General features: G+C 71.1%; 23 protein-coding genes and 1 riboswitch. Of the genes, 17 read left to right on the forward strand and 6 right to left on the reverse strand.

The window, feature by feature from the left end:
* Nucleotides 1-25: 25 nt before the first annotated feature.
* From Pma05_RS03420 to Pma05_RS03445, 6 genes are all read left to right on the forward strand, one after another.
* Nucleotides 26-1,114 (forward strand): ABC transporter substrate-binding protein, encoded by a 1,089-nt coding sequence (locus Pma05_RS03420; RefSeq protein WP_203855767.1) that lies wholly within the window; start codon nucleotides 26-28, stop codon nucleotides 1,112-1,114.
* Between the two features lie 82 nt (nucleotides 1,115-1,196).
* Nucleotides 1,197-2,324, forward strand: a complete 1,128-nt coding sequence (locus tag Pma05_RS03425) for an Ldh family oxidoreductase (protein WP_203855768.1) — start codon at nucleotides 1,197-1,199, stop codon at nucleotides 2,322-2,324.
* Nucleotides 2,321-3,646, forward strand: a complete 1,326-nt coding sequence (locus Pma05_RS03430; protein WP_203855769.1) for an iron-containing alcohol dehydrogenase — start codon at nucleotides 2,321-2,323, stop codon at nucleotides 3,644-3,646. The genes Pma05_RS03425 and Pma05_RS03430 overlap by 4 nt, the downstream gene beginning before the upstream one ends.
* Complete coding sequence (locus Pma05_RS03435; protein ID WP_203855770.1) at nucleotides 3,643-5,088, forward strand: NAD-dependent succinate-semialdehyde dehydrogenase; 1,446 nt, start codon at nucleotides 3,643-3,645, stop codon at nucleotides 5,086-5,088. Before Pma05_RS03430 ends, Pma05_RS03435 begins: the two co-directional genes overlap by 4 nt.
* Nucleotides 5,089-5,134: 46 nt before the next feature.
* Nucleotides 5,135-6,316, forward strand: coding sequence for an enolase C-terminal domain-like protein (locus Pma05_RS03440; protein WP_203855771.1), 1,182 nt, complete (start codon nucleotides 5,135-5,137; stop codon nucleotides 6,314-6,316).
* A 148-nt stretch (nucleotides 6,317-6,464) separates the two neighbouring features.
* Nucleotides 6,465-6,929 (forward strand): PPOX class F420-dependent oxidoreductase, encoded by a 465-nt coding sequence (locus Pma05_RS03445; protein WP_203855772.1) that lies wholly within the window; start codon nucleotides 6,465-6,467, stop codon nucleotides 6,927-6,929.
* 101 nt (nucleotides 6,930-7,030) lie between these two features.
* Here Pma05_RS03445 and Pma05_RS03450 read toward each other — a convergent pair whose 3' ends face one another.
* From Pma05_RS03450 to Pma05_RS03460, 3 genes are all read right to left on the reverse strand, one after another.
* Nucleotides 7,031-7,408, reverse strand: coding sequence for a VOC family protein (locus Pma05_RS03450; RefSeq protein ID WP_203855773.1), 378 nt, complete (start codon nucleotides 7,406-7,408; stop codon nucleotides 7,031-7,033).
* A 133-nt stretch (nucleotides 7,409-7,541) separates the two neighbouring features.
* The gene (locus Pma05_RS03455) at nucleotides 7,542-9,125 is read right to left on the reverse strand and encodes an alkaline phosphatase family protein (RefSeq protein WP_239311589.1); all 1,584 of its coding nucleotides are present in this window, start codon (nucleotides 9,123-9,125) and stop codon (nucleotides 7,542-7,544) included.
* 653 nt (nucleotides 9,126-9,778) lie between these two features.
* Nucleotides 9,779-11,371, reverse strand: a complete 1,593-nt coding sequence (locus Pma05_RS03460; protein ID WP_203855774.1) for a glycosyltransferase 87 family protein — start codon at nucleotides 11,369-11,371, stop codon at nucleotides 9,779-9,781.
* Between the two features lie 141 nt (nucleotides 11,372-11,512).
* On the opposite strand from Pma05_RS03460, the gene Pma05_RS03465 reads away from it, so the two are divergent.
* The 6 genes from Pma05_RS03465 (at nucleotide 11,513) to Pma05_RS03490 (ending at nucleotide 17,071) form a co-directional block, all read left to right on the forward strand.
* The gene (locus Pma05_RS03465) at nucleotides 11,513-11,998 is read left to right on the forward strand and encodes a hypothetical protein (protein ID WP_203855775.1); all 486 of its coding nucleotides are present in this window, start codon (nucleotides 11,513-11,515) and stop codon (nucleotides 11,996-11,998) included.
* 23 nt (nucleotides 11,999-12,021) lie between these two features.
* Nucleotides 12,022-13,263: a sialidase family protein gene (locus tag Pma05_RS03470; protein ID WP_203855776.1), complete on the forward strand. Its 1,242-nt coding sequence runs from the start codon at nucleotides 12,022-12,024 to the stop codon at nucleotides 13,261-13,263.
* A 75-nt stretch (nucleotides 13,264-13,338) separates the two neighbouring features.
* Entirely contained in the window at nucleotides 13,339-14,163 is an 825-nt protein-coding gene (locus Pma05_RS03475) for an isocitrate lyase/PEP mutase family protein (RefSeq protein ID WP_203855777.1), read from the forward strand.
* Nucleotides 14,164-14,270: 107 nt separating this feature from the next.
* The gene (locus Pma05_RS03480; protein ID WP_239311591.1) at nucleotides 14,271-15,362 is read left to right on the forward strand and encodes a WD40/YVTN/BNR-like repeat-containing protein; all 1,092 of its coding nucleotides are present in this window, start codon (nucleotides 14,271-14,273) and stop codon (nucleotides 15,360-15,362) included.
* A gap of 4 nt (nucleotides 15,363-15,366) precedes the next feature.
* Entirely contained in the window at nucleotides 15,367-15,642 is a 276-nt protein-coding gene (locus Pma05_RS03485) for a MoaD/ThiS family protein (RefSeq protein ID WP_203855778.1), read from the forward strand.
* Between the two features lie 268 nt (nucleotides 15,643-15,910).
* Nucleotides 15,911-17,071 carry a magnesium and cobalt transport protein CorA gene (locus Pma05_RS03490; protein WP_239311593.1) on the forward strand — a complete coding sequence of 387 codons (1,161 nt, stop codon included), beginning with the start codon at nucleotides 15,911-15,913 and terminating at the stop codon, nucleotides 17,069-17,071.
* Between the two features lie 27 nt (nucleotides 17,072-17,098).
* Here the strand turns inward: Pma05_RS03490 and Pma05_RS03495 are convergent, their stop codons facing one another.
* Complete coding sequence (locus tag Pma05_RS03495) at nucleotides 17,099-18,157, reverse strand: magnesium and cobalt transport protein CorA (RefSeq protein WP_372441428.1); 1,059 nt, start codon at nucleotides 18,155-18,157, stop codon at nucleotides 17,099-17,101.
* 226 nt (nucleotides 18,158-18,383) lie between these two features.
* Nucleotides 18,384-18,443, forward strand: a riboswitch (guanidine-III (ykkC-III) riboswitch).
* Nucleotides 18,444-18,450: 7 nt separating this feature from the next.
* On the opposite strand from Pma05_RS03495, the gene Pma05_RS03500 reads away from it, so the two are divergent.
* A complete protein-coding gene (locus tag Pma05_RS03500) occupies nucleotides 18,451-18,732 on the forward strand; it encodes a CBU_0592 family membrane protein (RefSeq protein WP_203855779.1) in 282 nt (93 codons plus the stop codon).
* Between the two features lie 110 nt (nucleotides 18,733-18,842).
* Here the strand turns inward: Pma05_RS03500 and Pma05_RS03505 are convergent, their stop codons facing one another.
* Entirely contained in the window at nucleotides 18,843-19,967 is a 1,125-nt protein-coding gene (locus Pma05_RS03505) for a 5-methyltetrahydropteroyltriglutamate--homocysteine S-methyltransferase (RefSeq protein WP_203855780.1), read from the reverse strand.
* A gap of 148 nt (nucleotides 19,968-20,115) precedes the next feature.
* Nucleotides 20,116-20,877, reverse strand: a complete 762-nt coding sequence (locus tag Pma05_RS03510) for a FadR/GntR family transcriptional regulator (RefSeq protein WP_203855781.1) — start codon at nucleotides 20,875-20,877, stop codon at nucleotides 20,116-20,118.
* A 128-nt stretch (nucleotides 20,878-21,005) separates the two neighbouring features.
* On the opposite strand from Pma05_RS03510, the gene Pma05_RS03515 reads away from it, so the two are divergent.
* From Pma05_RS03515 to dgoD, 4 genes are all read left to right on the forward strand, one after another.
* The gene (locus tag Pma05_RS03515; RefSeq protein WP_239311597.1) at nucleotides 21,006-22,298 is read left to right on the forward strand and encodes an ABC transporter substrate-binding protein; all 1,293 of its coding nucleotides are present in this window, start codon (nucleotides 21,006-21,008) and stop codon (nucleotides 22,296-22,298) included.
* Nucleotides 22,299-22,368: 70 nt separating this feature from the next.
* Complete coding sequence (locus Pma05_RS03520; RefSeq protein WP_203855782.1) at nucleotides 22,369-23,295, forward strand: carbohydrate ABC transporter permease; 927 nt, start codon at nucleotides 22,369-22,371, stop codon at nucleotides 23,293-23,295.
* Nucleotides 23,295-24,119: a carbohydrate ABC transporter permease gene (locus Pma05_RS03525; protein ID WP_203855783.1), complete on the forward strand. Its 825-nt coding sequence runs from the start codon at nucleotides 23,295-23,297 to the stop codon at nucleotides 24,117-24,119. Before Pma05_RS03520 ends, Pma05_RS03525 begins: the two co-directional genes overlap by 1 nt.
* A gap of 40 nt (nucleotides 24,120-24,159) precedes the next feature.
* On the forward strand, nucleotides 24,160-25,308 hold the full coding sequence (gene dgoD, locus Pma05_RS03530) for a galactonate dehydratase (protein WP_203855784.1): 1,149 nt from the start codon (nucleotides 24,160-24,162) through the stop codon (nucleotides 25,306-25,308).
* Nucleotides 25,309-25,357: the final 49 nt, after the last annotated feature.

Below are 25,357 nucleotides of genomic sequence, written 5' to 3' on the forward strand. Positions count from 1 at the left end.
CGGCCAGCTGAGAGGGAGACCGATAATGAGGGTGCTGAATCAGTCCGGCGTCCGGGTGGCCCGGCGGCGGGGCCAGGTGTTCCGGGCCGGCACGGCGCTCGGGCTGACCGCGCTGCTGGCGTTGACCGGCTGCGGCGGGGGCGACCCGGGCGGCACCACCAAGGAGGGCCTGCAAAAGATCACCTTCCTGACCAACGTACCGACGGCCGGGCTGACCTGGGCCGCCGAGCTGGTCGCGCAGACCTGCGGACACTTCGCCAAGGAGGGGCTGGACGTCGAGTTCCAGTACATCAACGGGGCGCCGGCCGGGGTGCAGGCGATCCTGGCCGGTACCGGCCTGCTGGTCCGGCCCGGCGACACCGACACCATGCAGTCGATCGAGACCGGGGCGCCGATCGTCAACGTCGGCGCGGTGCAGAAGGGCGGCTCGACGCTGCGGATCGTCTCGCACAAGGACCGCCCGCTGGACTCGGCCGCCTCGCTGGACGGCAAGACCATGGGCGTCGGCTCGACCGGCGGCTCCACCAAGGTCACCCTGGACCTGGTACTCGCCTCCGCCAGGCTCAAGCCGGAGGCGCTGCGGCGGCAGGTGGTCGGGCTGACCCCGGCGGTCTTCAACCTGGTCGAGACGAAGAAGCTGGACGGCTACGTGGTCTCCCTGGACACCGCGTTCACGTTGCAGCAGCAGCAGCCGGACGCGGTCGTCTTCGACCCGTCGACGGTCACCTCGGCCGGCTCCAACAACTACGTCACCTCCACCGCCAACACCCAGGACCCGGCCAAGGCCGACCAGATCCGCCGGTTCCTCCGCGGTGTCCAGGCCGCGATGAAGGCGATCATCGCCGACAAGGCCAACGGGTACCCCGAGACGAAGAAGTGCATCACCTCCGGCAAGTACGACGTGGCCAGCCTGAAGGACCAGAAGGTGACCCAGCAGGCGATGGACGTCTACGTCGAGTCCTGGCAGGCCGGCGGTGCCGACAAGCTGCTGCAGACCGATCCCGCCGCCTGGCAACGGACGTACGACGAGCTGGTCAAGTCCGGCCTGATCGCGGCCGGCAAGGATCCGGGCACGTGGTTCAGCAACGAGTTCGCCCCCACCGGAGCCTCCTGACCGGGCGTACGCGCCGGCGGGCCAGTCGCCCGCCGGTGCCGACCCGGTCGGCGAACCGCAACGACGATTCGGAGCGATCTTCATGGCTCTCGTCGAGGTCACCCGGCTCCGCCGGATGGTCCGCGAAATCCTGCACGCGCACGACGTACCCGAGCCGGCTGCCCAGTTGCAGTCGGACCTGCTGATCGCGGCCGAACTGCGCGGGCACCCGTCGCACGGCGTACTCCGGCTGCGCCGGATCGTCGAGCGGATCCGTGCCGGTGTCGCGGATCCCCGGGCCACCGGGCGGCACGAGTGGGCCGGCACCGCGCTGCTCCGGGTCGACGGCGAGCAGGGGCTCGGGCCGGTGGTGGCGATGTCGGCGCTGGACGCCGTACAGGAGCGGGCCCGGAGCACCGGGGTGGCTGCGGCGGTGATCCGGCACAACAACCACCTCGGCATGCTGGGCTGGTATGTCGAGCAGGTCGCCCGGGCCGGTCAGGTGGCGGTCGCCACCTGTACCAGCGAGGCCCTGGTGCATCCGTGGGGCGGCCGGCACGCCATGATCGGCACCAATCCGATCGCGATCGGGGTGCCGGCCCGGCCGCATCCGCTGGTCCTCGACATGGCCACCGGACTGGTCTCGATGGGCAAGATCCACGACTACGCCAACCGGGGCCTGCCGCTGCCGCCGGGCTGGGCGCTGGACGCGGCCGGCGAGCCGACCACCGACGCCCGAGCCGCGACCGGCGGCTCGATCGCCCCGTTCGGCGACGCGAAGGGGTACGCCCTGGCGCTCTCCCTGGAGGTGCTGGTGGCGACCCTGACCGCCTCGGAGACCGGTACGGCGGTACGCGGCACCCTCGACTCGGACCGGCCGAGCACCAAGGGTGACCTGTTCCTCGTCTTCGACCGCCCGCCGGAGGCGGTGCGCGAGTCGATTGGGGCGTACCTCCAGGCGGTCCGGGACGCCGAGCCGAGCGGTGACGTCCCGGTGCAGGTGCCGGGCGACCGGTCCCGGCTGCGCAGCGAACTGACCCTGGCCCAGGGCATCGAGATCGCCGACGAGGTGTGGCGGCACCTGTCGACCCTGCACAACGAGCGGTCGACCCTGCACGACGAGCAACTGTCGGCGCGACACGAGCAACTCTCGGCGCGACACGACAAGCAACTGTCGGCGCGACACGACGAGCAGGACGAGAAGGACGAGAAGGCGGGGAGCGAGTGGTGAGCAGAGTGCCAACCCAGCAGGCGGGTGAGTGGGCGGAGGGCCCGTACGGGCTGCTGCGGGGTCCCCGGCAGATCGTCTTCGGGCCGGGGCAGCGGCACGGCCTGGGCCGGATCGTCGCCTCGCTCGGCAGCCACGCGCTGGTCTGCACGGACGGCCGGATGGCCGAGCGGCCCGAGTTCCGGGACATGCTCGCCGACCTGCGCGCCTCGGGCGTGGCGGTCCGGGTCTTCGCCGGGGTCGAGGCCGAACTGCCCACCCCGACGATCTCGGACTGCGTGGCCGGGCTGGCCGGCGAGCCGGTCGACGTGGTGGTCGGGATCGGCGGCGGTAGCTGCCTCGACCACGCCAAGGTCGTCTCCATGCTGCTGGTCCACGGCGGGCAGCCCCGGGACTACTACGGCGAGTTCAAGGTGCCCGGCCCGGCGCTGCCGGTGGTGGCCGTGCCGACCACCGCCGGCACCGGCTCCGAGGTGACCCCGGTGGCGGTGCTGGCCGACCCCGACCGGGAGATGAAGGTCGGGATCTCCAGTCCGCACCTGATCCCGCACACCGCGCTGGTGGACCCCGAGCTGACCTACACCTGCCCGCGCCCGCTCACCGCGCACGCCGCCGCCGACGCGCTGACGCACTGCGTCGAGGCGTACACCGCCGTGTGCCGGCCGGCCACCCCGACCCTCGGTACCGAGCGGGTCTTCGTCGGCAAGTCGCTGCTGACCGACAGCTTCGCGCTGGCCGGGATGGAGCTGATCGGGCGCAGCCTGGTCGCCGCCGACACCGACGGTACGGACCGGACCGCCCGGCACGAGCTGCACCTCGCCGCGCTCTACGGCGGGCTCGCCCTCGGCACCGCCGGTACCGCCGCCGCACACGCGTTGCAGTACCCGATCGGCGCGGTGACGCACACCCCGCACGGCGCCGGGGTGGGTGCGCTGCTGCCGTACGTGATGGCGTACAACCTGCCGGCCCGGGTGGCCGAGTTCGGCGAGGTCGCCACGGCACTGGGCGTACCGGCCGAGCCGGGCGCGGAGCCGGCCGAGCGGGCACGGGCCGCCGTACGCCGGGTGGCGGAGCTGCTCGGCGCGGTCGGCATCCCCCGCGACCTGGCCGAGCTGGGGCTCACGGCGGACCGGCTCGACTGGACGGCCGAGCAGGGCATGACGGCGGCCCGGCTGGTGCAGAACAACCCCCGCCCGCTGGACCCCACCGAGCTGCGCCGGATCGTCGGCGCCGCGTACGCCGGAGACCTGACCGGGCTGCTGGCCGACCCGGCCGGCACCGGCGACGACCAGTCCACCAGCGCCAGACGAGTGAGCCCGCGATGACCGACCTGACCGCCCTTCGCACCGACCTCTTCGTCGACGGCACCTGGCGACCCGCCCGGGCCGGGCGCCGGCTGGACGTCGTCGACCCGTCCACCGCCGAGCCGATCACCTCGGTCGCGGACGCGGAACCGGCCGACGCCCTGCTGGCGGTCGAGGCCGCCGCGACCGCCCGGCCGGGCTGGTCCGCCCGGCCGCCCCGGGAGCGGGCCGAGATCCTCCGCCGCTGTTACGAGGCGATGATCGAGCGCGAGGACGAACTCGCCGCGCTGATCTCGATGGAGAACGGCAAGGCGCTGCCGGACGCGCACGGCGAGGTGCGGTACGCCGCCGAGTTCTTCCGCTGGTACGCCGAGGAGGCCGTCCGGATCATCGGCGACGTCAGCCTCGCACCGAGCGGGACCAACCGGATCCTGGTGCAGCACCAGCCGATCGGGGTCGCGGTGCTGGTCACGCCCTGGAACTTCCCGGCGGCGATGGCCACCCGGAAGATCGCCCCCGCGCTGGCCGCCGGCTGTGCGGCGGTACTCAAGCCGGCCGCCGAGACCCCGCTCACCGCGTACGCGATCGCGGAGATCCTGCACGGCGCCGGCGTACCGGCCGGGGTGGTCAACGTGGTCACCACCGGCGACCCCGGGCCGGTGGTCTCGGCGATGCTGCACGACCCCCGGGTCCGGGCGCTCTCCTTCACCGGCTCGACCCAGGTCGGCCGGCTGCTGCTGCGGGAGGCGGCCGACCAGGTGCTGAAGTGCGCGATGGAGTTGGGCGGCAACGCGCCGTTCATCGTCTTCGACGACGCCGACCTCGACGACGCGCTGGACGGCGTGCTGATCGCCAAGATGCGCAACGGCGGCCAGGCCTGTACGGCGGCCAACCGGATCTACGTCCAGGAGGGGCTGCGGGAGAGGTTCGTCGCCGGCCTGACGGCCCGGATGGCCGCGCTGACCGTCGGCCCCGGCACCGCACCGACCACACTCTGCGGCCCGTTGATCGACCAGCGCAGCGTGGCCAAGGTGGACCGGCTGGTGACCGAGGCGGTCGCCGGAGGTGCCCGGGTGGTACTCGGCGGCACCCCGCTGCCCGGCCCCGGCTACTTCTATCCGCCGACGGTGCTGGACGGGGTCGCGCCGGAGGCCCGGCTGGCCCGGGAGGAGGTCTTCGGGCCGGTCGCCGGTGTGATCCCGTTCCGCACCGAGGACGAGGTGGTGGCCGCCGCCAACGACACCGAACACGGCCTCGCGGCGTACGTCTACACCCGGGACCTGGCTCGCGGCCTGTCGGTCGCGGACCGGCTGGAGAGCGGGATGGTGGCGATCAACCGGGGCCTGGTCTCCGATCCGGCCGCGCCGTTCGGCGGGGTCAAGCAGAGTGGGCTGGGCCGCGAGGGTGCCCGGGACGGCCTGCGCGAATACACCGAGGCCAAGTACGTGGCACTGAACTGGTGAGTCCGGCCGGAACCGGTCCGGCGCCAGTGGGAAAGAAGGGATGCTGATGGGCGACGACCTGCGGATCCGCCGGGTGGTCACGCACGAACTGCAATGGACGATGCCCGACCTGGGCCGGGACGAGACCGGCTTCAACCCGGTCTACCAGCCGGGTGCGCAGGCCCGGAACACCGGCTACGTGATCACCATCGAGACCGACGCCGGGATCACCGGCGAGTACGCCTGGTCGCAGGGGGGCAAGGGGGTCTCCAGTACCCAGGTCGCGATGGTGGCCCGCTATCTGATCGGCCGCAACGCGCTGGACCGGGAACTGATCTGGAACGACCTCAAGCGGGCGCTGCGCAAGAACGACCGGTTCGGGATCAGCCCGATCGACATCGCGCTCTGGGACATCGCCGGCAAGAGATTCGGCGCCCCGATCCACGCCCTGCTCGGCACGTACCGGCGGAGGCTGCCGGCGTACGCCTCGACGTATTTCGGGGACGAGAACGGAGGGCTGGACAGCCCGCAGGCGTTCGCCGAGTTCGCGGTGCGGTGCCGGGAGATGGGCTATCCGGCGTTCAAGATCCACGGCTGGAGCGGCGGGAACATCGCCCGGGAGGTGGCGACCGTACTCGCCACCCGGGCGGCGGTCGGTCCGGAGATGGACCTGATGCTGGACCCGGCCTGCGAGTACCAGACCTTCGCCGAGGCGCTCAAGGTCGGTCGGGCCTGCGACGAGGCGAACTACCTCTGGTACGAGGACCCGTACCGGGACGGTGGCGTCTCCGCGTTCGCGCACCGCAAACTGCGGCAACTGATCCGGACCCCGCTGCTGCTCGGCGAGCACGTCCGGGGGCTGGAGGCGCACGTCGACCAGATCGTCGCCGACGGTACCGACTTCGTCCGGGCCGACCCGGACTACGACGGCGGCATCACCGGGGTCATGAAGATCGCGCACGCCGCCGAGGGCTTCGGGCTGGACTGTGAGATCCACGCGTCCGGCCCGGCCCAGCGGCACTGCATGGCGGCGATCCGGAACACCAACTACTACGAACTGGCACTAATCGCCCCCGGCCTCGACCCGAAGTCCCGGCACTACCGGGTGTACGCCGACGGCTACGCCGACGACCTCGACTCGATCGATTCCGACGGCTGCCTGACCGTACCGGACGGTCCCGGCCTCGGCGTGACCCTGGACTGGGACTGGATCCGGAGCCGCCAGACCGGCTCGGCCGTCTTCGAGTGACGCCCCGGCCGGCACCGCTCGACCGCTGGCCCCGCCTCCGGCCGGTTGCTCGGGATGGACGGCCGGCCCGGGTACCCGGTCGGCCGGGAGGTGGACCCAGACCCGCCTCCCGGCCGGCCGTCCCGGCACAGCCTGGTAGAAACGATCGATGACCCGCAGCATCGCGACCAACACCCGTGTCGACCGCGCCGAACTGGTCGACTTCCTCCGCCCCCGGCACCGCGCCATCCTGATGACGACCCGCCCGGACGGCCGACCCCAGTCCTCGCCGGTGACCTGCGGGGTGGACATCGAGGGCCGGATCGTCGTCTCGACCTATCCGGAGCGGGCCAAGGCGACCAACGCCCGCCGGGACCCCCGGGTCTCGGTCTGCGTCCTCTCCGACGACTGGAACGGGCCGTGGGTCCAGGTCGACGGCACCGCGGAGGTACTCGACCTGCCGGAGTCGGTGGAGCCGCTCGTCGAATACTTCCGGTGCATCTCCGGCGAACACCCGGACTGGGACGAGTACCGCGAGGCCATGCGCCGGCAGGGCAAGTCGCTGATCCGGGTCACGATCGACGGTTGGGGCCCGGTCGCCACCGGCGGCTTCCCCGCCCGCCTCGCCGACTGATCCGGCCGGCCCCGGCGTGATGCCGGCTCCGGCATGATCGGGGAACATCACCGGGGCGGCCACCCCAGCGAGGTTCCCAGCGACCCGGAGCGTGGTGTCGGTCAGCCGAGGTAGAGGCAGAAGGGGTGGCCGGCCGGGTCGAGGTGGACGAGGACGTCCTCCTGCGGCTGGAAGTCGGCGCGGGTGGCGCCGCAGGCCACGGCGTGTGCGGCGGCGCGATCCAGGTCGTCGACCCGGATCTCCAGGTGCATCATCATCTGCTGGTCGCCGGGACCGGCCGGCCAGCTTGGCCGGTGATAGGGCGACTCGGTCTGGAAGGCCAGCCCGACTCCCCCGGCCGGGGAACGCATCAGCACCCAGTCCGACTCGTCCTCGGTGATCTCCCAACCGAGGAGGCGCTGGTAGAAACGGGCGAGAGCCGCCGGGTCCGGTGCGCTCAGGTTGACGGTGGTCAACGTCAGACCGGTGCCGTCGAGCATGGTGCGAACCTCCGAACGCTGGTCAGAGCCGTGGGCCGGATAGCGATCCGGGCCCGGCCACAAACCGTGGCACGGGCCCGGGGATCGTACCGGCGGCCACCGACACTTCCGGGGCAGCGGCTCGGCGCGGTGCCTACGACCCGAAGGCGGTGAGGAACCGGTCCCGGAAGTCGCTCATCCGCCAGACCGGAGTGTCCGGGCCGGGCTTCAGCCCTTCCTGCCAGTTCCAGCCGGAGATCCGGTCCAGCACGGCCGGATCCTTCGCCACGATGGTGATCGGTACGTCGTGACTGGCGTTCTCCCCGGTGACCAGCGGGCTCGGCTGGTGGTCACCGAGGAAGACGAAGACCATCTTGTCGTCGCCGTACCGTTCGAGGTAGGAGACGATGGTGTTCAGCGAGTACTCGACGGCCCGGCCGTACTGGGCGCGTACCTTGTCGGTGTCCCGCCACACGTCGTCCGGCGAGTTCTCCGCCACCGCCATCGGCCCGAAGATCGATCCGTCGCCGAGCTGGTCCCAGCCGATGAGTTCCGGGATCGGTGACCAGGGTGCGTGGCTGGACACCAGCGGAATCGTCGCCATCACCGGCGGGTGGTCCGGCGTGGCGTGCTCGCGCTGCTCGAAGACCGACAGCGTGTACTGGTCCGGCATCTGGGCCCAACTGAACTGCGGGCCACGGTAGCCGAGTTCCTTCGAGACGTGCACCTTGTCGTAGCCGAAGAAGGTCCCCTCCGGCCATGTCTGGGTGATGCCCGGCATCACCCCGACCGTCCGCCAGTCGGCCCGCTGGAACGCGCGGTTCAGGGTCATCCGGTCGCTGGCCATGAGATGGGTGTAACGCTGCTGGTTGTTGATCCAGAGACCGGAGAGCAGCGTGCCGTGGGCCAGCCAGCTTCCGCCGCCATAGGTCGGCGAGGTGAGCCAGCCGCTGCGTGCCGCGTACCCGGCCGTGCGCAGGCGGGTATAGCCGGCGTCGAGGGTGCCGCCGACCGCCGGGGCGAGGGCCGGGTCCTCGATCGCCGAGCGACCGTAGCTCTCGACGAAGGCGAGGACCACGTCCTTGCCCCGCAACGCGGTCAGCAGCTGGTCGCCGGGGATGTCGCCGAACGCGTCGACCCGGGCCTCGGCCGCGAACACCTCCTGGTCGCGCAGCGCCGCCCGTACCTGGAGCGCCCGGTCGTAGGTCAGGGTGCTGACCGGTACGTCCGGAATGATCTGTACGCCGAGCACGGTGCCGACGACACAGGTGGCCCCGAGGGCCGCCACGACATGCGTCGCCGCCCTTCGGTTCTGGGCCACCAGGCGGGTCAGCCGCAGCACCGAGAGCGTCATCAGGACGAGCAGGCCGACCGCGAGCAGTGCGGCGGCGACCACCGCGACGACGGCGCCGGTCCGGCCGTACGACTCCTCGACGAAGTCCGTGCCGGCCTCGAACGAGATCCAGTCGAAGACCGGGTTGAACGGCCGGGCCAGCACCGCGAAGAAGCCCATGTCGACGACCTTCACGATGGCCAGCAGTCCGAGGGCCACCCCGAACGGCACCGCCACCACCCGGCGTCCCCAGGTCGGCAGGAGCAGCACCAGCGCGACCACCAGCAGGGCTTCCAGCGGCAGCCGCAGGAACGCACCCGGCGTGAAGAGGGTGAGCTGGTTCGGCGCGAGCAGGGCGAAGACGACCAACAGCAGGGCCAGGACGCTGGTCAGCCAGGCCGCCACGCTCCGTAGCCAGCCACGCTTACGAGCGGGAGCGGCGGCATCGGTCGCGCCGTCCGTCGCAATGCCATCCGAAGCGTCAGTCGCGCCGCCCGTCGCGATGCGGTCCGAAGCGGCGTCTTCCGGAACGGCGGCCTTCGAAGTGTCGGTCGCGCCGTCCCTCACGATGGCGTCCGGAGTGTCGGTCGCGCCGTCCGTCGCCATGCCGTCCGAGGCGGCAGCCTCTGGAACGTCGACATCCGGAGCGGTGGCAGCGGTCGGGCCGCCGGCGGTTTCGGACGTGTGGTCGGGGGCGGGCGTGGCGTGGTCGTCCGGTTCGGGTCGCGGCTGGCCGTCGGTGCTCGGAGCGTCCGCCGGCTCCGGCGATGCATCGATCGGAGTCCGGCGGCGGCGCGTGAAAACCGACAATCCAAAGGCCCTTTCCGGTGAAGCCTGGTGACGCCCGCTCGCCACTCGGAGTGACCGACCCGCACGGTCGCGCGAGGTCGGCGGCGCCGGCACCGACCTGGCCGGCCGGCGACGGTCGAGGCGGTGACCGGCCGGTCTCCGTGCCGCCGTCGTGATCCGGGCGCCACGTTAACATCCCGAGTTGACCGCTCCCCGCCCGCCGGCTGGCGGTCGGTGCACCGCCCCCCACCCGGGACGGGACCGCGCCCTCACCCGACGGCGAGTTCCTCGCTGTACGCGGCGATCGGGCTGCCGTCCGCCCGGTAGGCGGTCAGCCGGCCGTGCGAGAGGTTGGCGGAGCGGAACGAGAAGAGCCACTGCCCCGGATAGACCTCCAGCAGCGGAATCGTCCGGGCGGCGCCCCCGGGCGCGGACTGGTAGTCCAGCCGGGCCACGGTGGCGTCGACGACCCCGTTGACGCGTACCTTGGTCTTCTCGGCGGTGACCCCGAAGGTGATCGGCGCACCCGCGCCGAACGCGGCGCACTCGGCCGCGCTGTGGCAGACGAAGAAGTAGCGCGGATTGTGCACGTCCGACATCGAGTACGCCTTGAACGTCGGATCCGCCCCCGCCGGCAGCGGCTGTACGGCGAAGAAGGCCACCCCGGCCACCGCGGCGGTACCCACCCGCGACCAGCCCCGGGCCGTGGAGGTACGCCGACCGGCGGCGACCGCCGCGACCGTGACCCCGCCGAACCCGGCCAGGCAGAGCGTGACGGTGGCGAGCGAGCGCGAGTTCTCGAAGAGGAACTGGAGTCCCGGGGTCATCGAGACCGAACTGAGCAGCGCGCCCAGCGACAGCACCATCACGCCCAGTACCGCGACACCGGCCACCCGGCGCGCCACCCCGTACGCCCCGACCAGGAACATCGCGGCCAGCACCGGCCAGATCTGGTGGTGGGTCCAGGAGACCGGCGAGGCCGCCACGGTGGCACAGCCGACCAGCACGGCCGCGGCTGCCGACCGGCCGGACAGGTCGAGCTGGCGCGCCCGCAGCAGCGCCACGCCACAGACGACCAGCACCAGGCCGGCCCAGAGCAGCGGAAAGGTCTCGCCGTCCGCACCGACCCGCAGCAGCATGCCGTGCAGGGACTGGTTGCCGAGCGAGGCGAGGTTGCCCACCCGGGAGGTGTTGACGAAGGTACCGGTCCAGAACGTCCAACTGTCGGCCGGCAGCACGACCGCGCCGACCAGGCCGCAGGCCAGGAAGGCGACGACCGCCCGCCCGGCGTCGCGCCAGCGCCGGGAGACCAGGAAGAAGACCACGAACAGCAGCGGGGTCAGCTTGACGGCGGCGGCGATCCCGACCAGCACGCCGCGGTATCGGGCCGGGGTCAGCCCCATCCCGTCGACCAGGGCGATCAGCACGATGAAGACGCTGACCTGGCCGAACCGCAGGTTGCTCTGGGCCGGTGCGGAGAGCATCAGCGCGCAGGCGACGGCCGCGACCACCAGTGGTCGCCGGTGCCGTGCCGAGGTGACGGCACCGCCCACCGCGACGGCGATGGCGGCGATCGCCGCGCAGGTCAGGACCAGCCAGGACAGTTGGAGGACACCTTCGGGCAGCAGGCCGATCGGCGCGAGGACCAGGGCGGCGAAGGGCGGGTACGTGAACGGTCCGCCGTTCTCGGCGACGAAGTCGTAGAGCGGCTGGCCGGCGTAGAGGTGGCGGATCGCACCGTAGTAGATGTGCAGGTCCGACAGGCGTTCCCAGTCGGGCCGGCGGAGTACGAGGGTCGACGAGACCACCGCGACGACGCCGAAGACTCCCCAGAGCGCGATCGTCCCCCTGCGACTGCCCATCCGGCGAGTCTAGGGAGCCGGCTCCGACGGGAGATCGACCGATGCCGTACGGAGACCTTGCGGTGACCGAGACGGTATGGCAGTTTCTTTCTCAACCCAAGCGATAGATGTAGGTATTTGACTACACGCGGAGGTGCGGGCATGGCCGGTACGGTGTCCCGACGGAACCTGCTGGCCGCCGGTGGCGGCGCGGCACTCGGCGCGCTGACGGCGGGCGCCACGGCCACGGCCTCCCCGACCAGCACGGCGGCCACCACACCGACCAGCACAGCGGCCGCTGCCCCGATCGCCGTGGCGGCGCTGCCGACGTCGCGGCGCTTCGACCTGACCGACGGCTCCGATCCGCTGTTCCGGGAGAAGGCACTGCGCAACGGCACCGTGCTCCAGTCCATCGCCTTCGACAACGTCAACCGGCGGATCTACACCGCCCAGGTGCTCCAGGGCGGGGTGCAACTCGCCGAACCGGCCTCGGTCAGTGGCGCCAACCGGAACGCCGCCGGTGACCTCTGCGTCACCCAGCTCGACTTCGCCGGCAACCAGCTCGGCCAGATGTACCTGCTCGGCTTCGCCTCCCGGGACGCGCCGAACCGGCTGGCCAGCATCTACTACAAGGACCTGCTGCTCTGACAACGACCGACGAGGAGACACCGATGTCCTGGCGAGCGAGGACGGCCGCCGTGCTGGTCGGCGGGCTGCTGATCGGCCTGTCGGTCACACCGGGCGGCGGACCCGCCGTGGCCGCACCGGCCGCGCACAGCGAGCGGCTGCTCTTCGACGGCGGCGGCGAGTCGCTGAACGGGATCACCTACCACTCGTTCCGGATCCCGTCGCTGGTGCGGACGAAGGCGAACACCCTGATCGCGTTCGCCGAGGGCCGGGCGTCGGACAACCGGGACTGGGGCAACATCAACCTGGTCTTCAAGCGTTCGGAGGACAACGGCGCCACCTGGTCGGCGCTGGACGAGGTGGTCGGGGCCGGGCAGGGCACCTGGGGCAACCCGACCGCCGTCGTCGACTCCAGCAACGGCAGGATCTGGCTCTTCATGTCCTGGAACCCGGCGGGCTACAGCCAGAACGGCGACGACGGCACCACCCGGATCACCGCCTGGGAACACCGCAAGGTGTACGTCAGCAGCAGCGCCGACGACGGCCGGAACTGGACCGATCCGGTGGACCTGACCGGCACGCTCAAGCCGAGGACGCTGGCCGGCGGCGCGACCTGGGCGTGGGACGCGATGGGTCCGGGCGTCGGCGTGCAGACCTCCACCGGCCGACTGGTGATCCCGGCGTTGCACCGCAACATCTACAGCGACGACCACGGGGCGACCTGGAAGGTGCAGCGCATCACCACCGGCACCGGCACCGCCCAGGAGGCCACCAGCGAGGGCACCGTACTGGAACTCACCGACGGCCGGCTGATGCGCAACGACCGGGCGGTCGGCTCGGTCTGGGAGGGCGCGAAGCGCCGCTGGGTGACGCGCGGGACGATCGAGGGCGGCTTCGGCACCTTCGCCCCGGACCAGACGTTGCTGGATCCGCGCGCCCAGGGCTCCATCCTGCGCTACAACCTCGACTCGCCGACCCGGATCGTCTTCCTCAACTCGGCGAGCACCGAGACCCGGACGAAGATGACCGTGCGGATCAGTTACGACGAGGCCCGGACCTGGCCGGTGTTCCGCCGGCTCGGCGACGCGCCGCTGCCGTCCTGGCCGGGACTGGGCGGCGGCAGCGTCGCCGAGGGGGGCTATTCGAGCATGGCCAAGACCGCCGACTACTTCGTCGGCGCGCTGGTCGAGGTGAACGAGAACACCGCCGCCAGCGACACCTCGCGGCGGTCGATCGTGTTCCGGAAGTTCAACCTGCCGTGGATGCTCAACGGCACACCCGAGTGACGGCCACCTGCCGATGGCCAGCGGCGGCGTCGGGCGGTCGCCGTCCATAGACTGGCCGGCGGAGAGGATGATCCGATGACTCTGGACGCCGCCGACCAGCACCGCCGGGCGGTCACCTTCCGCCGGCTGCACGAGGGGCCGACCTTCGTACTCCCCAACCCGTGGGACGCGGGCACTGCCCGGGTACTCGCCCGACTCGGCTTTCCCGCGCTCGCCACCACCAGTGGCGGGCTGGCCTTCGCGCTCGGCCGGCGCGACGGCGCCAACCTGGTCAGCCGGGCGGAGACGCTGGCGAACGTCCGGCTGATCGCCGGGGCGACCCCGCTGCCGGTGGCGGCGGACCTGGAGAGCGGATTCGGCGAGAGCCCGGCCGACGTCGCCGAGACGATCCGGCTCGCCGCCGAGGCGGGCGCCGTCGGCGGGTCGATCGAGGACGCCACCGGCGACCCCGCCGATCCGATCCGCCCGCTGGCCGAGGCGGTACGTCGGGTTGAGGCGGCGGTGGCGGCGGCCCGGTCCCTCCCGTTCCCGTTCACCCTGGCCGCCCGGGCGGAGAACTTCCTCTACGGCCGGGCCGACCTGCCCGACACCATCCGCCGGCTCCGGGCCTACGCCGCCGCCGGTGCCGATGTGCTCTACGCACCGGCGCTGCCGGACCTCGACGCCGTCCGGTCGGTCTGCGCGGCGGTGGACAAACCGGTCAACGCGCTGGCCGGCGGCGCCCCCGAGGTGACGGTCGCGATGCTCGCCGACTGCGGCGTACGCCGGGTCAGCGTCGGTTCGACCCTGGCCCGGGTGGCGCTGACCGCCTTCGTGGAGGCGGCTCGGGAGATCCAGGAGACCGGCACCTTCGGCTTCGGCGCGGACACGCTCAGCTACTCCCGGGTCGACGCGCTCTGACCGAAGGGGGTCGCCGACCCCTCGCCACGCCGTCTGGGCTGCCCTTTTGTCGGTGCCGGTGGGCATACTGGCCGGCGGACACCAACGGCGTACGTCCGATCGGAGAGATGACCATGACCGCCTTGTTGGCAATCGGCACCGGCAAGGGCCTCTTCCTCGCCACCAGCAGCGACGACCGCAAGAGTTGGCAGGTCAGCGGGCCGCACTTCGCGATGACCGGGGTCTACTCGGTCGCCGTGGACAAACGGCGGGCCACCCCGAGGCTGCTCGCCGGGGTGACCAGTTCGCACTTCGGCCCCAGCGTCGCGACCAGCGATGACCTCGGCGCGTCCTGGCAGGAGCCGGCGGAGCCACCCGTCGCGTTCCCGGAGGGCACCGGGGCCAGCCTGGAGCGGGTCTGGCAGCTCACCCCCGGCCCGGCCGACCAGCCCGACGTGGTCTACGCCGGCACCCAGCCGTCCGCGCTGTTCCGCTCGGTCGACGGCGGCATCTCCTACGAGCTGGTCCGTCCGCTCTGGGACCACCCGCACCGCCCGCAGTGGGAAGCCGGATTCGGCGGCCAGGCGATCCACACGGTGCTGCCGCACCCGGCCGATCCGGCGCAGATCCTGGTCGCCATGTCGACCGGCGGCGTCTACCGCAGCGGTGACGCGGGTGCGAGCTGGCGCCCACAGAACACCGGCATCCGGGCCTATTTCATGCCCGACGAGTGGCCCGAGTTCGGCCAGTGCGTGCACAAGGTCGCCCGGGACGCGGCCGACCCCGAGCGGCTCTACGCGCAGAACCACCACGGCGTCTACCGGTCCACCGACGGTGGGCTGAGCTGGCAGTCGATCGCCGACGGACTGCCCAGCGACTTCGGCTTCCCGATGGTCGCCCATCCGCACCGTGGCGGCACCATCTACACCTTCCCGCTGGTCGCGGACGGGGAGCGCTTCCCCGTCGACCGGCGCTGCCGGGTCTTCCGCTCCACCGACGCCGGTGACACCTGGCAGCCGCTGACCGACGGGCTGCCGAGCGGGCCCTACTACCCGGCCGTGCTGCGCGACGCGCTCTGTGTCGACGACGCCGACCCGGCCGGGGTCTATTTCGGCACCCGCTCCGGCGAGGTCTACGCCAGCCGGGACGAGGGCGACTCGTGGTCGCTGGTCGCCGCCCACCTGCCCGACGTGCTCTGCGTCCGGGCCGCGGAGGTCTGAGCGCATGGTCACCGTCATCGTGCCCGCCGCGCTACGGGGCGAGACGGCCGGCGCCGGCCGGCTCGACGTCGGCACGGCGGGCACCCTCCGAGCCGTGTTCGACGAGGTGGGCGCCCGGTGGCCCCGGCTGATCCGGCGGATCCGGGACGAGCAGGGCCAGTTGCGCCGCTACGTCAACGTCTACGTCGACGGCGAGGACTGCCGGCAGACCGGCGGCCTCGACACCGCCGTATCCGACGACGCGGAGATCCAGGTCATCCCCTCCGTCGCCGGGGGCTGACCAGCCGCGCCCCGAGATGGCCCCGGTCGGCAGCCGTCCGGGGCCCGGCCGGCGTTGTCCGCGACTCGGGGTGCGAAGGGTCGCGGCGCCGCCTACCGTGGGGGTTGGTCAACGTTTCCGTGCTGTTGGCCGGCGGTTTGTCGTCCTCGGCCGGGGGCGGGCGTGGGATGGGACGGTGGCCCAGGGCGGGCCGTCGACCGGTTATGTGATCCCCTCTTCGTGGGGTCCCCGCACATGTCGCTCGACGTCTTCGTTGTGGAGGCTGCCCATGTCCGACTGGCGTTCGCGCGCCCTCCGTCCCGCGAAGCGGGCCCTGCGCCGCTCGCAGGACCGATATCCGCAGTCGCCACCGGAGCTGTCGATGGATCCGCGGGCGGCCGAGGAGGGCAGCGAGGCGCCGCCGGCGGAGGAGAGTGTGGTCACCTCCGCGATCTACCGGGACGGCCACCGGGTCGACGGCCCGCCGAACCTCGCGGAGACCTGCCAGCGGCTGCGGGACCATCCGGGGACGATGGCGTGGATCGGCCTCTACCGGCCGACCGAGGGACAACTGCTCACCGTGGCCGAGGAGTTCGGGCTGCACGAGTTGGCCGTCGAGGACGCCATCGTCGCGCACCAGCGGCCCAAGCTCGAACGGTACGGCGACACCCTGTTCGTGGTGCTCCGGGCAGCCCGCTATCTCGACGAGGCCGAGGAGGTGGACTTCGGCGAGGTGCACGTCTTCGTCGGGGCCAACTTCGTGCTGACCGTACGACACGGGCAGGCACCCGACCTGACCGCCGTACGTCGCCGGATGGAGAACGACCCCGACCTGCTGCGACGCGGCCCGGAGGCGGTGCTGTACGCGGTCCTGGACAGCGTGGTCGACGGGTACGCCCCGGTGGTCGGCGGGTTGCAGAACGACATCGACGAGATCGAGACCGAAGTGTTCCGGGGTGATCCCCGGGTGAGCCGGCGGATCTACGAACTCTCCCGTGAGGTGATCGAGTTCCAACGGGCCACCCGGCCGCTGCTGGACATCCTCCAGGGGCTCAGTGCCGGGTTCGAGAAGTACGGCACCAACGAGGAGCTGCGGCGCTATCTCGGCGACGTGGCCGACCACGCCACCACCGCCTCGGAGCGGGTCAACGAGTTCCGGCAGATCCTGGCGGACATCCTCGCCCTGAACGCCACCCTGGTGTCGCAGGCGCAGAACGAGGAGGTCAAGAACCTGACGGTGGCCAGCTACACCCAGAACGAGGAGATCAAGAAGATCTCGGCCTGGGCGGCGATCCTGTTCGCGCCGACCCTGATCGGCACGGTGTACGGGATGAACTTCGTGCACATGCCCGAGCTGCAATGGGTCTTCGGCTATCCGTTCGCGCTATTCCTGATGCTGGTGGTCTGTAGCACGCTCTTCGTGATCTTCAAACGCCGCGACTGGCTCTGAGCCGGACCGGCCGCTGCCGCCCCGCGCTCACAGCCAGTTGTTGCGCCGGAAACCGCGGTGCATCAACACCGCCAGGACCAGCATCACCACCAGTACCACCCAGAAGCCGTTCGCCGCCTTCAGCCCTGGGATGAACTCGAAGTTCATCCCGTAGATGCCGGCGATGAAGGTCTGCACAGCGAAGATCGCCGCCCACGCCGCGATCTTGCGCATGTCGTTGTTCTGGTCCACCGAGACCTGGGCCAGCCGGGCCTGGAGGATCGAGTTCAGCAGGTCGTCGTAGCCGCTCACCTGCTCCACCGTCCGGGACAGCACCCCGTGCACGTCCCGGAAGTAGCGGACCACGGGTCGGGGCAGCTCCCGGTCGTCGAGCAGCGCGGCGAACGGCCGCTGCAACGGCGCGACCGCCCGCTTGAACTCCATCAGCTCCCGTTTGAGCTGGTAGATGTGCGCGATCCGGTCCCGGGCGGTACGCGGGGCGAAGACCTGCTCCTCCACCGCGTCGACGTCGGCCTCCACGGCGGTGGCCACCTGGACGTACGAGCCGACGAGCTGGTCGCAGACCGCGTAGGCGACCGCCCAGGGGCCGAGGGCGAGCAGTGTGGGCCGGGCCTCCAGATCGGCCCGGACCGGCCGGAGCGCACCGGGTGCGCCGTGCCGGACGGTGATCACGAACCGGGGACCGACGAACACGGTCACCGCGCCGGTCTCCACCACCTCGGAGGTCTCGGTCAGCTCGGAGTGCTCGACATAGCGGGTGGTACGCAGCACGATCACCGTCACCTGGTCGTAGCGCTCCACCGCCGGCCGGTGCTCCCGGTTGAGCGCGTGCCCGGCGACCAGGTCGTCGAGGCCGAACGTCCGGGCGATCGGCGCGAAGTCCGCCTCGTCCGGATCGTGCAGCCCCAGCCAGACGAACCCGCGGCCCCGGCGCGCCGCCGCCAGGGCCGTACGGTGGTCGGGCCGGCCCGGCAGCCGCCGACCGTCGACGTACACCGCGCAGTCCACGATCCGGTCGGTCTGCTGGCCGCGCTGCGCCGGGGCGTACCCGGAGGTGAGGCCGTCCGGGTTGAGCATCCGGGCGATCGCCCGGCGGACCGGTGCCACCCACCTGGTCCGGGTACCGGCCGCAGCCGCGTCCCGTTCATACCCCGCCATTGCCGGATGCCCCTTTCCGCGCGCGGTCGCTGGCGTGCATCGAACCATCCGCCGGCCACCCGGCCGGTGCCCGGGTGCCGCCCGCCGGTGAGGTTCCGCACCAACCGGCCGGTCCGGCGGGCCGCCGAGCTATTCTCGATCATCAGGCGGCGCCAGCACGCGACCGCCCCGGACGAGAGCGCTGCCGTACCCGGCCCTGCAAAGACGGCGCGCAGAAACCCATGACTGCTGTCGATGTCATCGAAATCGTCGGTTCGCTGCTGATCCTGTCGGCCTTCGCCGCCGCCCAGACCCGCCGACTCTCCCCGCACTCCGCCCGCTATCTGCTGCTGAACATCGTCGGCTCGACGGTGCTGGCGGTGATCGCCCTGCTGCACCACTCGTGGGGCTTCCTGCTCCTCGAGGCGAGTTGGGCGGTGATCTCCACCGTCTCGCTGGCCCGGCTGCCCGGCCGGGACCGGCCCGGCGGGCAGCCGGCGGACCAGCCCGGTCTGCACCCCTGACATTACGGGCGTCCCGTCGCTGGTGATCGACGGGACGTCGCCCCGTTCGCGCCCGTGACCGGCGGCGGCCTCGCCCGGCCGGGCTGCCGGTCAGCCCGGCCGGGCGGGGCTCAGTTGTCGCCCCAGACCTCCTGCGCGGTCTCCACGATCAGCCGCAGCTTCGCCACCTGCTCCTCCTGGGTCAGCGCGTTCCCCTCCACCGTCGAGGAGAAGCCGCACTGCGGGGAGAGGCAGAGCTGCTCCAGCGGGACATACCGGGCCGCCTCGTCGATCCGGCGCTTGAGGGCGTCCTTGCTCTCCAGCTCGCCCCGCTTGGTGGTGACCAGGCCGAGCACCACCTTCTTGCCGGGCGGGACGAACCGCAGCGGCGCGAAGTCGCCGGAGCGCTCGTCGTCGTACTCCAGGAAGAAGCCGTCGACGTCGAGCTGGCTGAAGAGCGCCTCGGCGACGAAGTCGTAGCCGCCCTCGGCGGCCCAGGAGGACCGGAAGTTGCCCCGGCACATGTGGGTGGTCACCGACAGGCCCGCCGGCCGACCGGCCAGCGAGGCGTTGATCTGCCGGATGTAGCGCTCGTGCTGGTGCTCCGGGTCGCCGCCCTGGGCGGCCACCATCTCGCGCTGCCGGGGGTCGTTCAGGTACGCCAGGCTGGTGTCGTCGAACTGGAGGTAGGTGCAGCCGAGGTCGGCCAGCCGGCGCACCTGATCGGCGTACGCGGCGCTGAGGTCGACCCAGAACTGGTCCAGGTCGGGATAGACGGCGGTGTCGATGGCGGCCCGGCCGCCCCGGTAGTGCACCATGCTCGGCGACGGGATGGTCAGCTTCGGGGTACCCGTCGTGACCTGCGCCTTCAGGAAGGAGAACGCGTCGCCGAAGATGGTGTCGGTCAGCTTCACCCGGTCGTGCACGCGCAGCGCCGCCGACTGGAACTCCAGCTTCCCGGACTCGTTGAAGAACTGCACGGTCAGCTTCTCGTCGGCCGGGTCGATCCCGCCGAGCTGGTAGATGAAGTCCATGTGCCAGGAGGTACGCCGGAACTCGCCGTCGGTGGCGGTACGCAGTCCGATGCTCTCCTGGAGGCGTACCACCTCGCGGATCGCGTCGTCCTCGACGGCGCGCAACTCCTCGGCGGTGATCCGCCCGGCGGCCCGGTCGGCCCGGGCGGTCAGCAGCCGCGCGGGTCGCAGCAGGCTGCCGACGTGGTCGGCGCGGAACGGCGGGCGGGATGATGCGTCCATGGTGGTCCCCTCTGTTCCTGGTACCCGGGCTCTCGGTCGGCACACACCGGCGCCTCGTACCGCGACGGCGCGATCCGGCCAACCATAGTCCGCCGGGCCGGCATTGATGATCTAGAAACCGTACCGCCGACCGGAGCCGCTCGACAGCTCAGGAGGCCGGACCGGGGCCGGTCTGCGCCCAGATGGCGCTCATCTCCAGCATGGCCTGCTCCATGATCTGCACCATCGCGGTCTTGGCCCGCTCACCGTCGCGCCGCTGGATCGCCTGGGCCACGTCGGCGTGCAGTTGCAGCGCCTGCTCGTGCGGATAGTGCGGCATCAGGTCGTAGTGGTAGCGGCCGGCCAGCACCTCGGCGACCAGCTCGTGCAGCTTGACGAACATCTCGTTGCCGGAGTCGACCAGCACCAGCCGGTGGAACTCGATGTCGAGCCGGAGGAACTCGGCCTCGTCGCCGGCCTTGCCCGCCGCCCACATCTTCGCGGCGAGCCCGACCAGTTCGCTGGCCTCCTGCGGGGTGGCCCGCAGCGCGGCGAGCGCGGCGGCCTGCGGCTCGACGGCGGTACGCAGTTCGGTGATCGAGCGGAGCTGGGCGATCCGGCCGGCCGAGGCGAGTCGCCAGCGGATCACCTGGGGGTCGAAGACGTTCCAGTCGCCGGCGGCCCGGATCAGGGTGCCGACCCGGCGGCGTGACTCGACCAGCCCCATCGAGGCCAGTACCCGCAGCACCTCCCGGACCACCGAGCGGGAGACCGAGTATTGCTCGACCAAGTCGTCGATGTAGAGCACGGAACCCGGCGCGAGCTGGCCGGCGCAGACGGCCGTGCCTAGTTGGTCGAGCAGCCGGGCGTGCAGCCCGGACTCGGCGGGGTCGAGCCGGACAGACGCGACCTCTGGTGACGGCGTGGCCATAAATAAAGCCTATCAGTGAGTGGCCTGGTCTTGCTTAAGTCAGGTTTATCGGCCTAGCATCCGGCATTAGGCAGACGTAGGAGTCTGCGGGCGGCACCCAACGGCGGGTCGCCGCGAGGGAAGGGGAGATGGACGTGTTACGTCGCTCGGTAATCGGAACATCTCTGGCCGTGGTGGCTGCCCTCGGCCTCTCCGCCTGCGGAGGCGGCGGCGATGACAGTGGCGGGTCGAACACGCTGCGCGTGACGCTGGTGAACCACGTCTGGACGGAAAACATAAAGAAGGCCCTGCCGGAGTTCGAGCAGCAGTCCGGACTGAAGGTCGAGGTCACCCAACTCGGCGAGGACCAGCTCTCCGACCAGTACAACGTCAAGCTGAACGCTGGCTCCAGCGACATCGACGTGATGATGTACCGGCCGCTCCAGGAGGGGAAGCTCTTCGCCAAGAACGGCTACCTGGCCGAGCTGACCGACAAGGCGAAGGAGGACTCGGCGTTCGACTTCGCCGACTTCCAGGCCCCGCCGGTGCAGGCCACCACCTACCAGGACAAGCTGGTCGGCGTCCCGATCATCACCGAGCAGGAGGTCCTCTACTACCGCAAGGACCTGTTGCAGAAGTCCGGCTTCAGCGCACCGCCGAAGACCCTGGACGAGCTGAAGACGATGGCGGCCAAGATCGAGGCCGACAACCCGGGTACGGCGGGCTTCGTGGCCCGGACCGGCAAGGCCGCGGCGGTCACCCAGTTCTCCAGCTTCCTGTACAGCTTCGGCGGTGACTTCGTCGACGGCAGCGGCAAGGCCAGCGTCAACACCGAGCAGGCCAAGCAGGCGTACGCGTACTACGGCGGGCTGCTCCGGGAGAACGGGCCGGAGAACATCAGCACCGACATGAGCTGGTCCGAGGCGATGGCGATCTTCACCCAGGGCAAGGCGGCCTTCTACACCGAGGCGAACTCGCTCTACAAGAACGCCACCGATCCGGCCAAGTCCAAGGTCTCCGACAGCGTCGGGTTCGCGCCGTTCCCGGCCGGTCCGGCCGGCTCCAAGCCGTACAACATCCCGTCCTGGGCGCTCGGCGTCAACGAGGGCTCGGAGAACCAGGCCAACGCCTGGAAGTTCATCCAGTGGGCGGCCGGCAAGGAGCAGACGCTGGTACAGCAGAAGGGTGGCGTGCCGGGGGCCCGTACCTCGGTCTGGGCCAACCCGGAGGGCATCGCGACCTACCCGAAGGACCTCGCGGACGCCATCAAGGTCAGCACCGAGAACGGTGTCGGCCACGACCGGCCGCTGGTCGTGAAGGTGGCCGAGGCCCGGGAGCTGGTCGGGCAGCCGATCGTCGACGCGATCACCGGCAAGGACGTGGCCGGCTCGGCCGCCACGGCGAACGAGGCGTTCCAGAAGCTCCTCGACGACGAGAAGTAAGCCATCGCGCGGGGTGGCGGAGCGATCCGTCACCCCGCGCCTGGATCCGCCGAACCGGAAAGACCACCCCATGGCATCTCTGGCATCTCCCCGGCAGCCCGGCGACCTGACCGGCTGGACCCGCTGGGCGAACACCCACCGCAAGTGGCTCTTCGCGGCACCGGCCATGACCTTCGTCGGTGCGCTGATCATCTTTCCGCTGGCCTGGACGGTCTACCTCAGCCTCACCGACGCCGAGGGATCGGTCCGGGCCGAGTCCGAGTTCATCGGCTTCGCGAACTACCTCGAAGTACTCTCCGACACCGACCGGTTCTGGCCCGCCGTGCTGCGTACGGTCGGCTTCACCGGGGTCGCCCTGCTCTTCGAGATCGTCATCGGCATGGCGGTCGCACTGCTGCTGTGGCGGCCGTTCCGCGGTGAGCGGTGGGTCCGGGTGGCGATCCTGCTGCCGCTGGTCGCCACCCCGGTCGCGGTCGGCATGATGTGGCGGCTCATCTTCGACCCGAACATCGGGATGGCCAACCAGATCCTCGGCTGGGTCGGGATCGGACCGCAGCCCTGGCTGGCCGGCCAGCACAGCGCGCTGCCGACCACCATCTTCATCGACATCTGGCAGTGGACCCCGATGGTGGTGCTGATCCTGCTGGCCGGGCTGACCGCGCTGTCGAACGAGCCGGACGAGGCGGCCCGGGTCGACGGGGCGAACGCCTGGCAGCGGTTCCGGCACGTCACCCTGCCGCTGCTGATGCCGACCGTGATCGTGGCGATCCTGCTGCGCGGCATCGACGCCCTGAAGACCTTCGACATCCTGTACGCCACCAAGGGGCGCGGCGGCGGCTCGTTCCACGAGGTGGAGACGCTGAACGTGTACGCGTACGGGCTGAGTTTCGACTACAACGAGTACGGCATCTCGTCGACCGTACTCATCATCTTCTTCCTGATCATCATCGGTTCGATGTGGGCGCTGACGTCCCGTCGCAAGAAGGGCGCACTCTGATGGCCCGCCGCAAGCGTCGTACTCCGTATCAGGTCTTCCGGGCGGTGGCCCTGGCCGTGGTGGTGGTCTCGCTGGTCGCCCCGCTGCTCTGGATGGTCGCCGCCTCGTTCAAGACCAACGTCGACATCTACGACTCCGGCAAGGCGTTCGCGTTCACCCCGGTACTGGAGAACTACACCAAGGTCCTCGACCAGGCGAACTACCTCCAGTTCATCGGCAACAGCCTCTGGGTGGCGTTCGCGGCCACCGTGCTGTCGCTGATCCTGGGCGTGCCGGCGGCCTATTCCATGAGCCGGTTCAACATGCGCAGGTCGGCGCTGGTGGTGCTGATGGCCCGGGTGATCCCCGGCGTCTCGCTGCTGGTGCCCTGGTATTACGTCTTCTCCAACCTGCGGCTGGTCGGCGGCTTCACCGTGCTGATCCTGAGCCACATGTTCGTCTCGCTGCCGCTGGTGGTCTACATCCTGATGGGCTTCTTCGACGGCCTGCCGGAGGAGTTGGAGGAGTCGGGGCAGGTGGACGGGCTCACCCCGATCGGGGCGTTCCGGCGGATCACGCTGCCGCTCTCCGCGCCGGGCATCGCGACCGCCGGCATCCTCTCCTTCATCTTCTCCTGGAACAACTTCATGTTCGCCCTGGTGCTCTCCGGCGCCGACACCAAGACCCTGCCGGTGGCGATCTTCGACTTCGTCGGCTACGCCAGCATCGACTGGGGTGGCCTGATGGCCGCGTCCACAGTGGTCACCCTGCCGATCATGCTGATCGCGCTCTTCGTGCAGAAGTACGTCGTCTCCGGCCTCACGGCCGGGGCAACCAAGGGCTGAGGGCGGCGGGAAGCATGACAGAGAAGCTGAGGCGGGTGGCGTGACAAAGATCGTGCGGGTGGAGACCTTCCTCGTGCCACCCCGGTGGCTCTTCGTGCGGATCGAGACCGCCGACGGGGTCGTCGGCTGGGGCGAGGCGACCTGCGAGGGCCGGTCCGAGACGGTACGCACCGCCGTGCACCAGCTCAGCGAGCTGCTGGTCGGCCAGGACGCGCTGCGGATCGAGGACCACTGGCAGGTGATGACGAAGGGGTCCTTCTACCGGGGCGGGCCGATCCTGGCCAGCGCCGTCGCCGGGCTCGACCAGGCGCTCTGGGACATCGCCGGCAAGCACTTCGACGCCCCGGTGCACCAGTTGCTCGGCGGCCCGGTCCGGGACAAGATCCGGGTGTACGGCTGGGTCGGCGGCGACGAGCCCGGCGAGGTGGCCGAGCACATCGCGGAGCAGGTGGCGGCCGGGCTGACCGCGGTCAAGATGAACGCCTCCGGCCGGATGAGCCCGGTCGGCTCGGTCGCCGAACTCGACGGGGTGGTCCGGCGGGTCGCCGCCGCCCGGGAGGTGCTCGGCGAGCACCGGGACGTCGCCGTCGACTTCCACGGCCGGTTCACCCTGGCCAACGCCCGCCGGGTCGCCCCGCTACTGGAGCCGTTCCGGCCGTTCTTCCTGGAGGAGCCGGTCGTACCGGAGAACTCGCACCTGCTCGGCGAGTTCGTCCGGTCGACGAGTACCCCGGTCTCGACCGGCGAGCGGCTCTACAGCCGGCAGGAGTTCCTGCCGGCGCTCCAGGCCGGCATCGCGGTCGCCCAGCCGGACCTGTCGCACGCCGGCGGGATCACCGAGGTCCGCAAGATCGCCGCGCTGGCCGAGGTGTACGACGTGCAGCTCGCCCCGCACTGCCCGCTCGGGCCGATCGCGCTGGCCGCCTGTCTCCAGGTCGGCTTCGCCACCCCGAACTACCTGATCCAGGAGCAGAGCATCGGGATCCACTACAACGCCGACGCCGAGGTGCTGGACTACGTGGTGGACCGGACGCCGTTCGGGTTCGCCGACGGGCACATCGCCCGGCTGACCGGTCCCGGTCTCGGCGTCCAGATCGACGAGAATGCGGTACGCCGGGCGGACCAGCGCGGGCACCGCTGGCGCGGGCCCGTCTGGCGGCACCCCGACGGCTCCTTCGCGGAGTGGTGAGCCGACCCGTCGGCCCGCCACTCCCCCACACCAGCCCAGCGCAGAAAGG

It is taken from the genome of Plantactinospora mayteni, assembly GCF_016862935.1.
GTDB classification, from domain to species: Bacteria; Actinomycetota; Actinomycetes; order Mycobacteriales; family Micromonosporaceae; genus Plantactinospora; species Plantactinospora mayteni.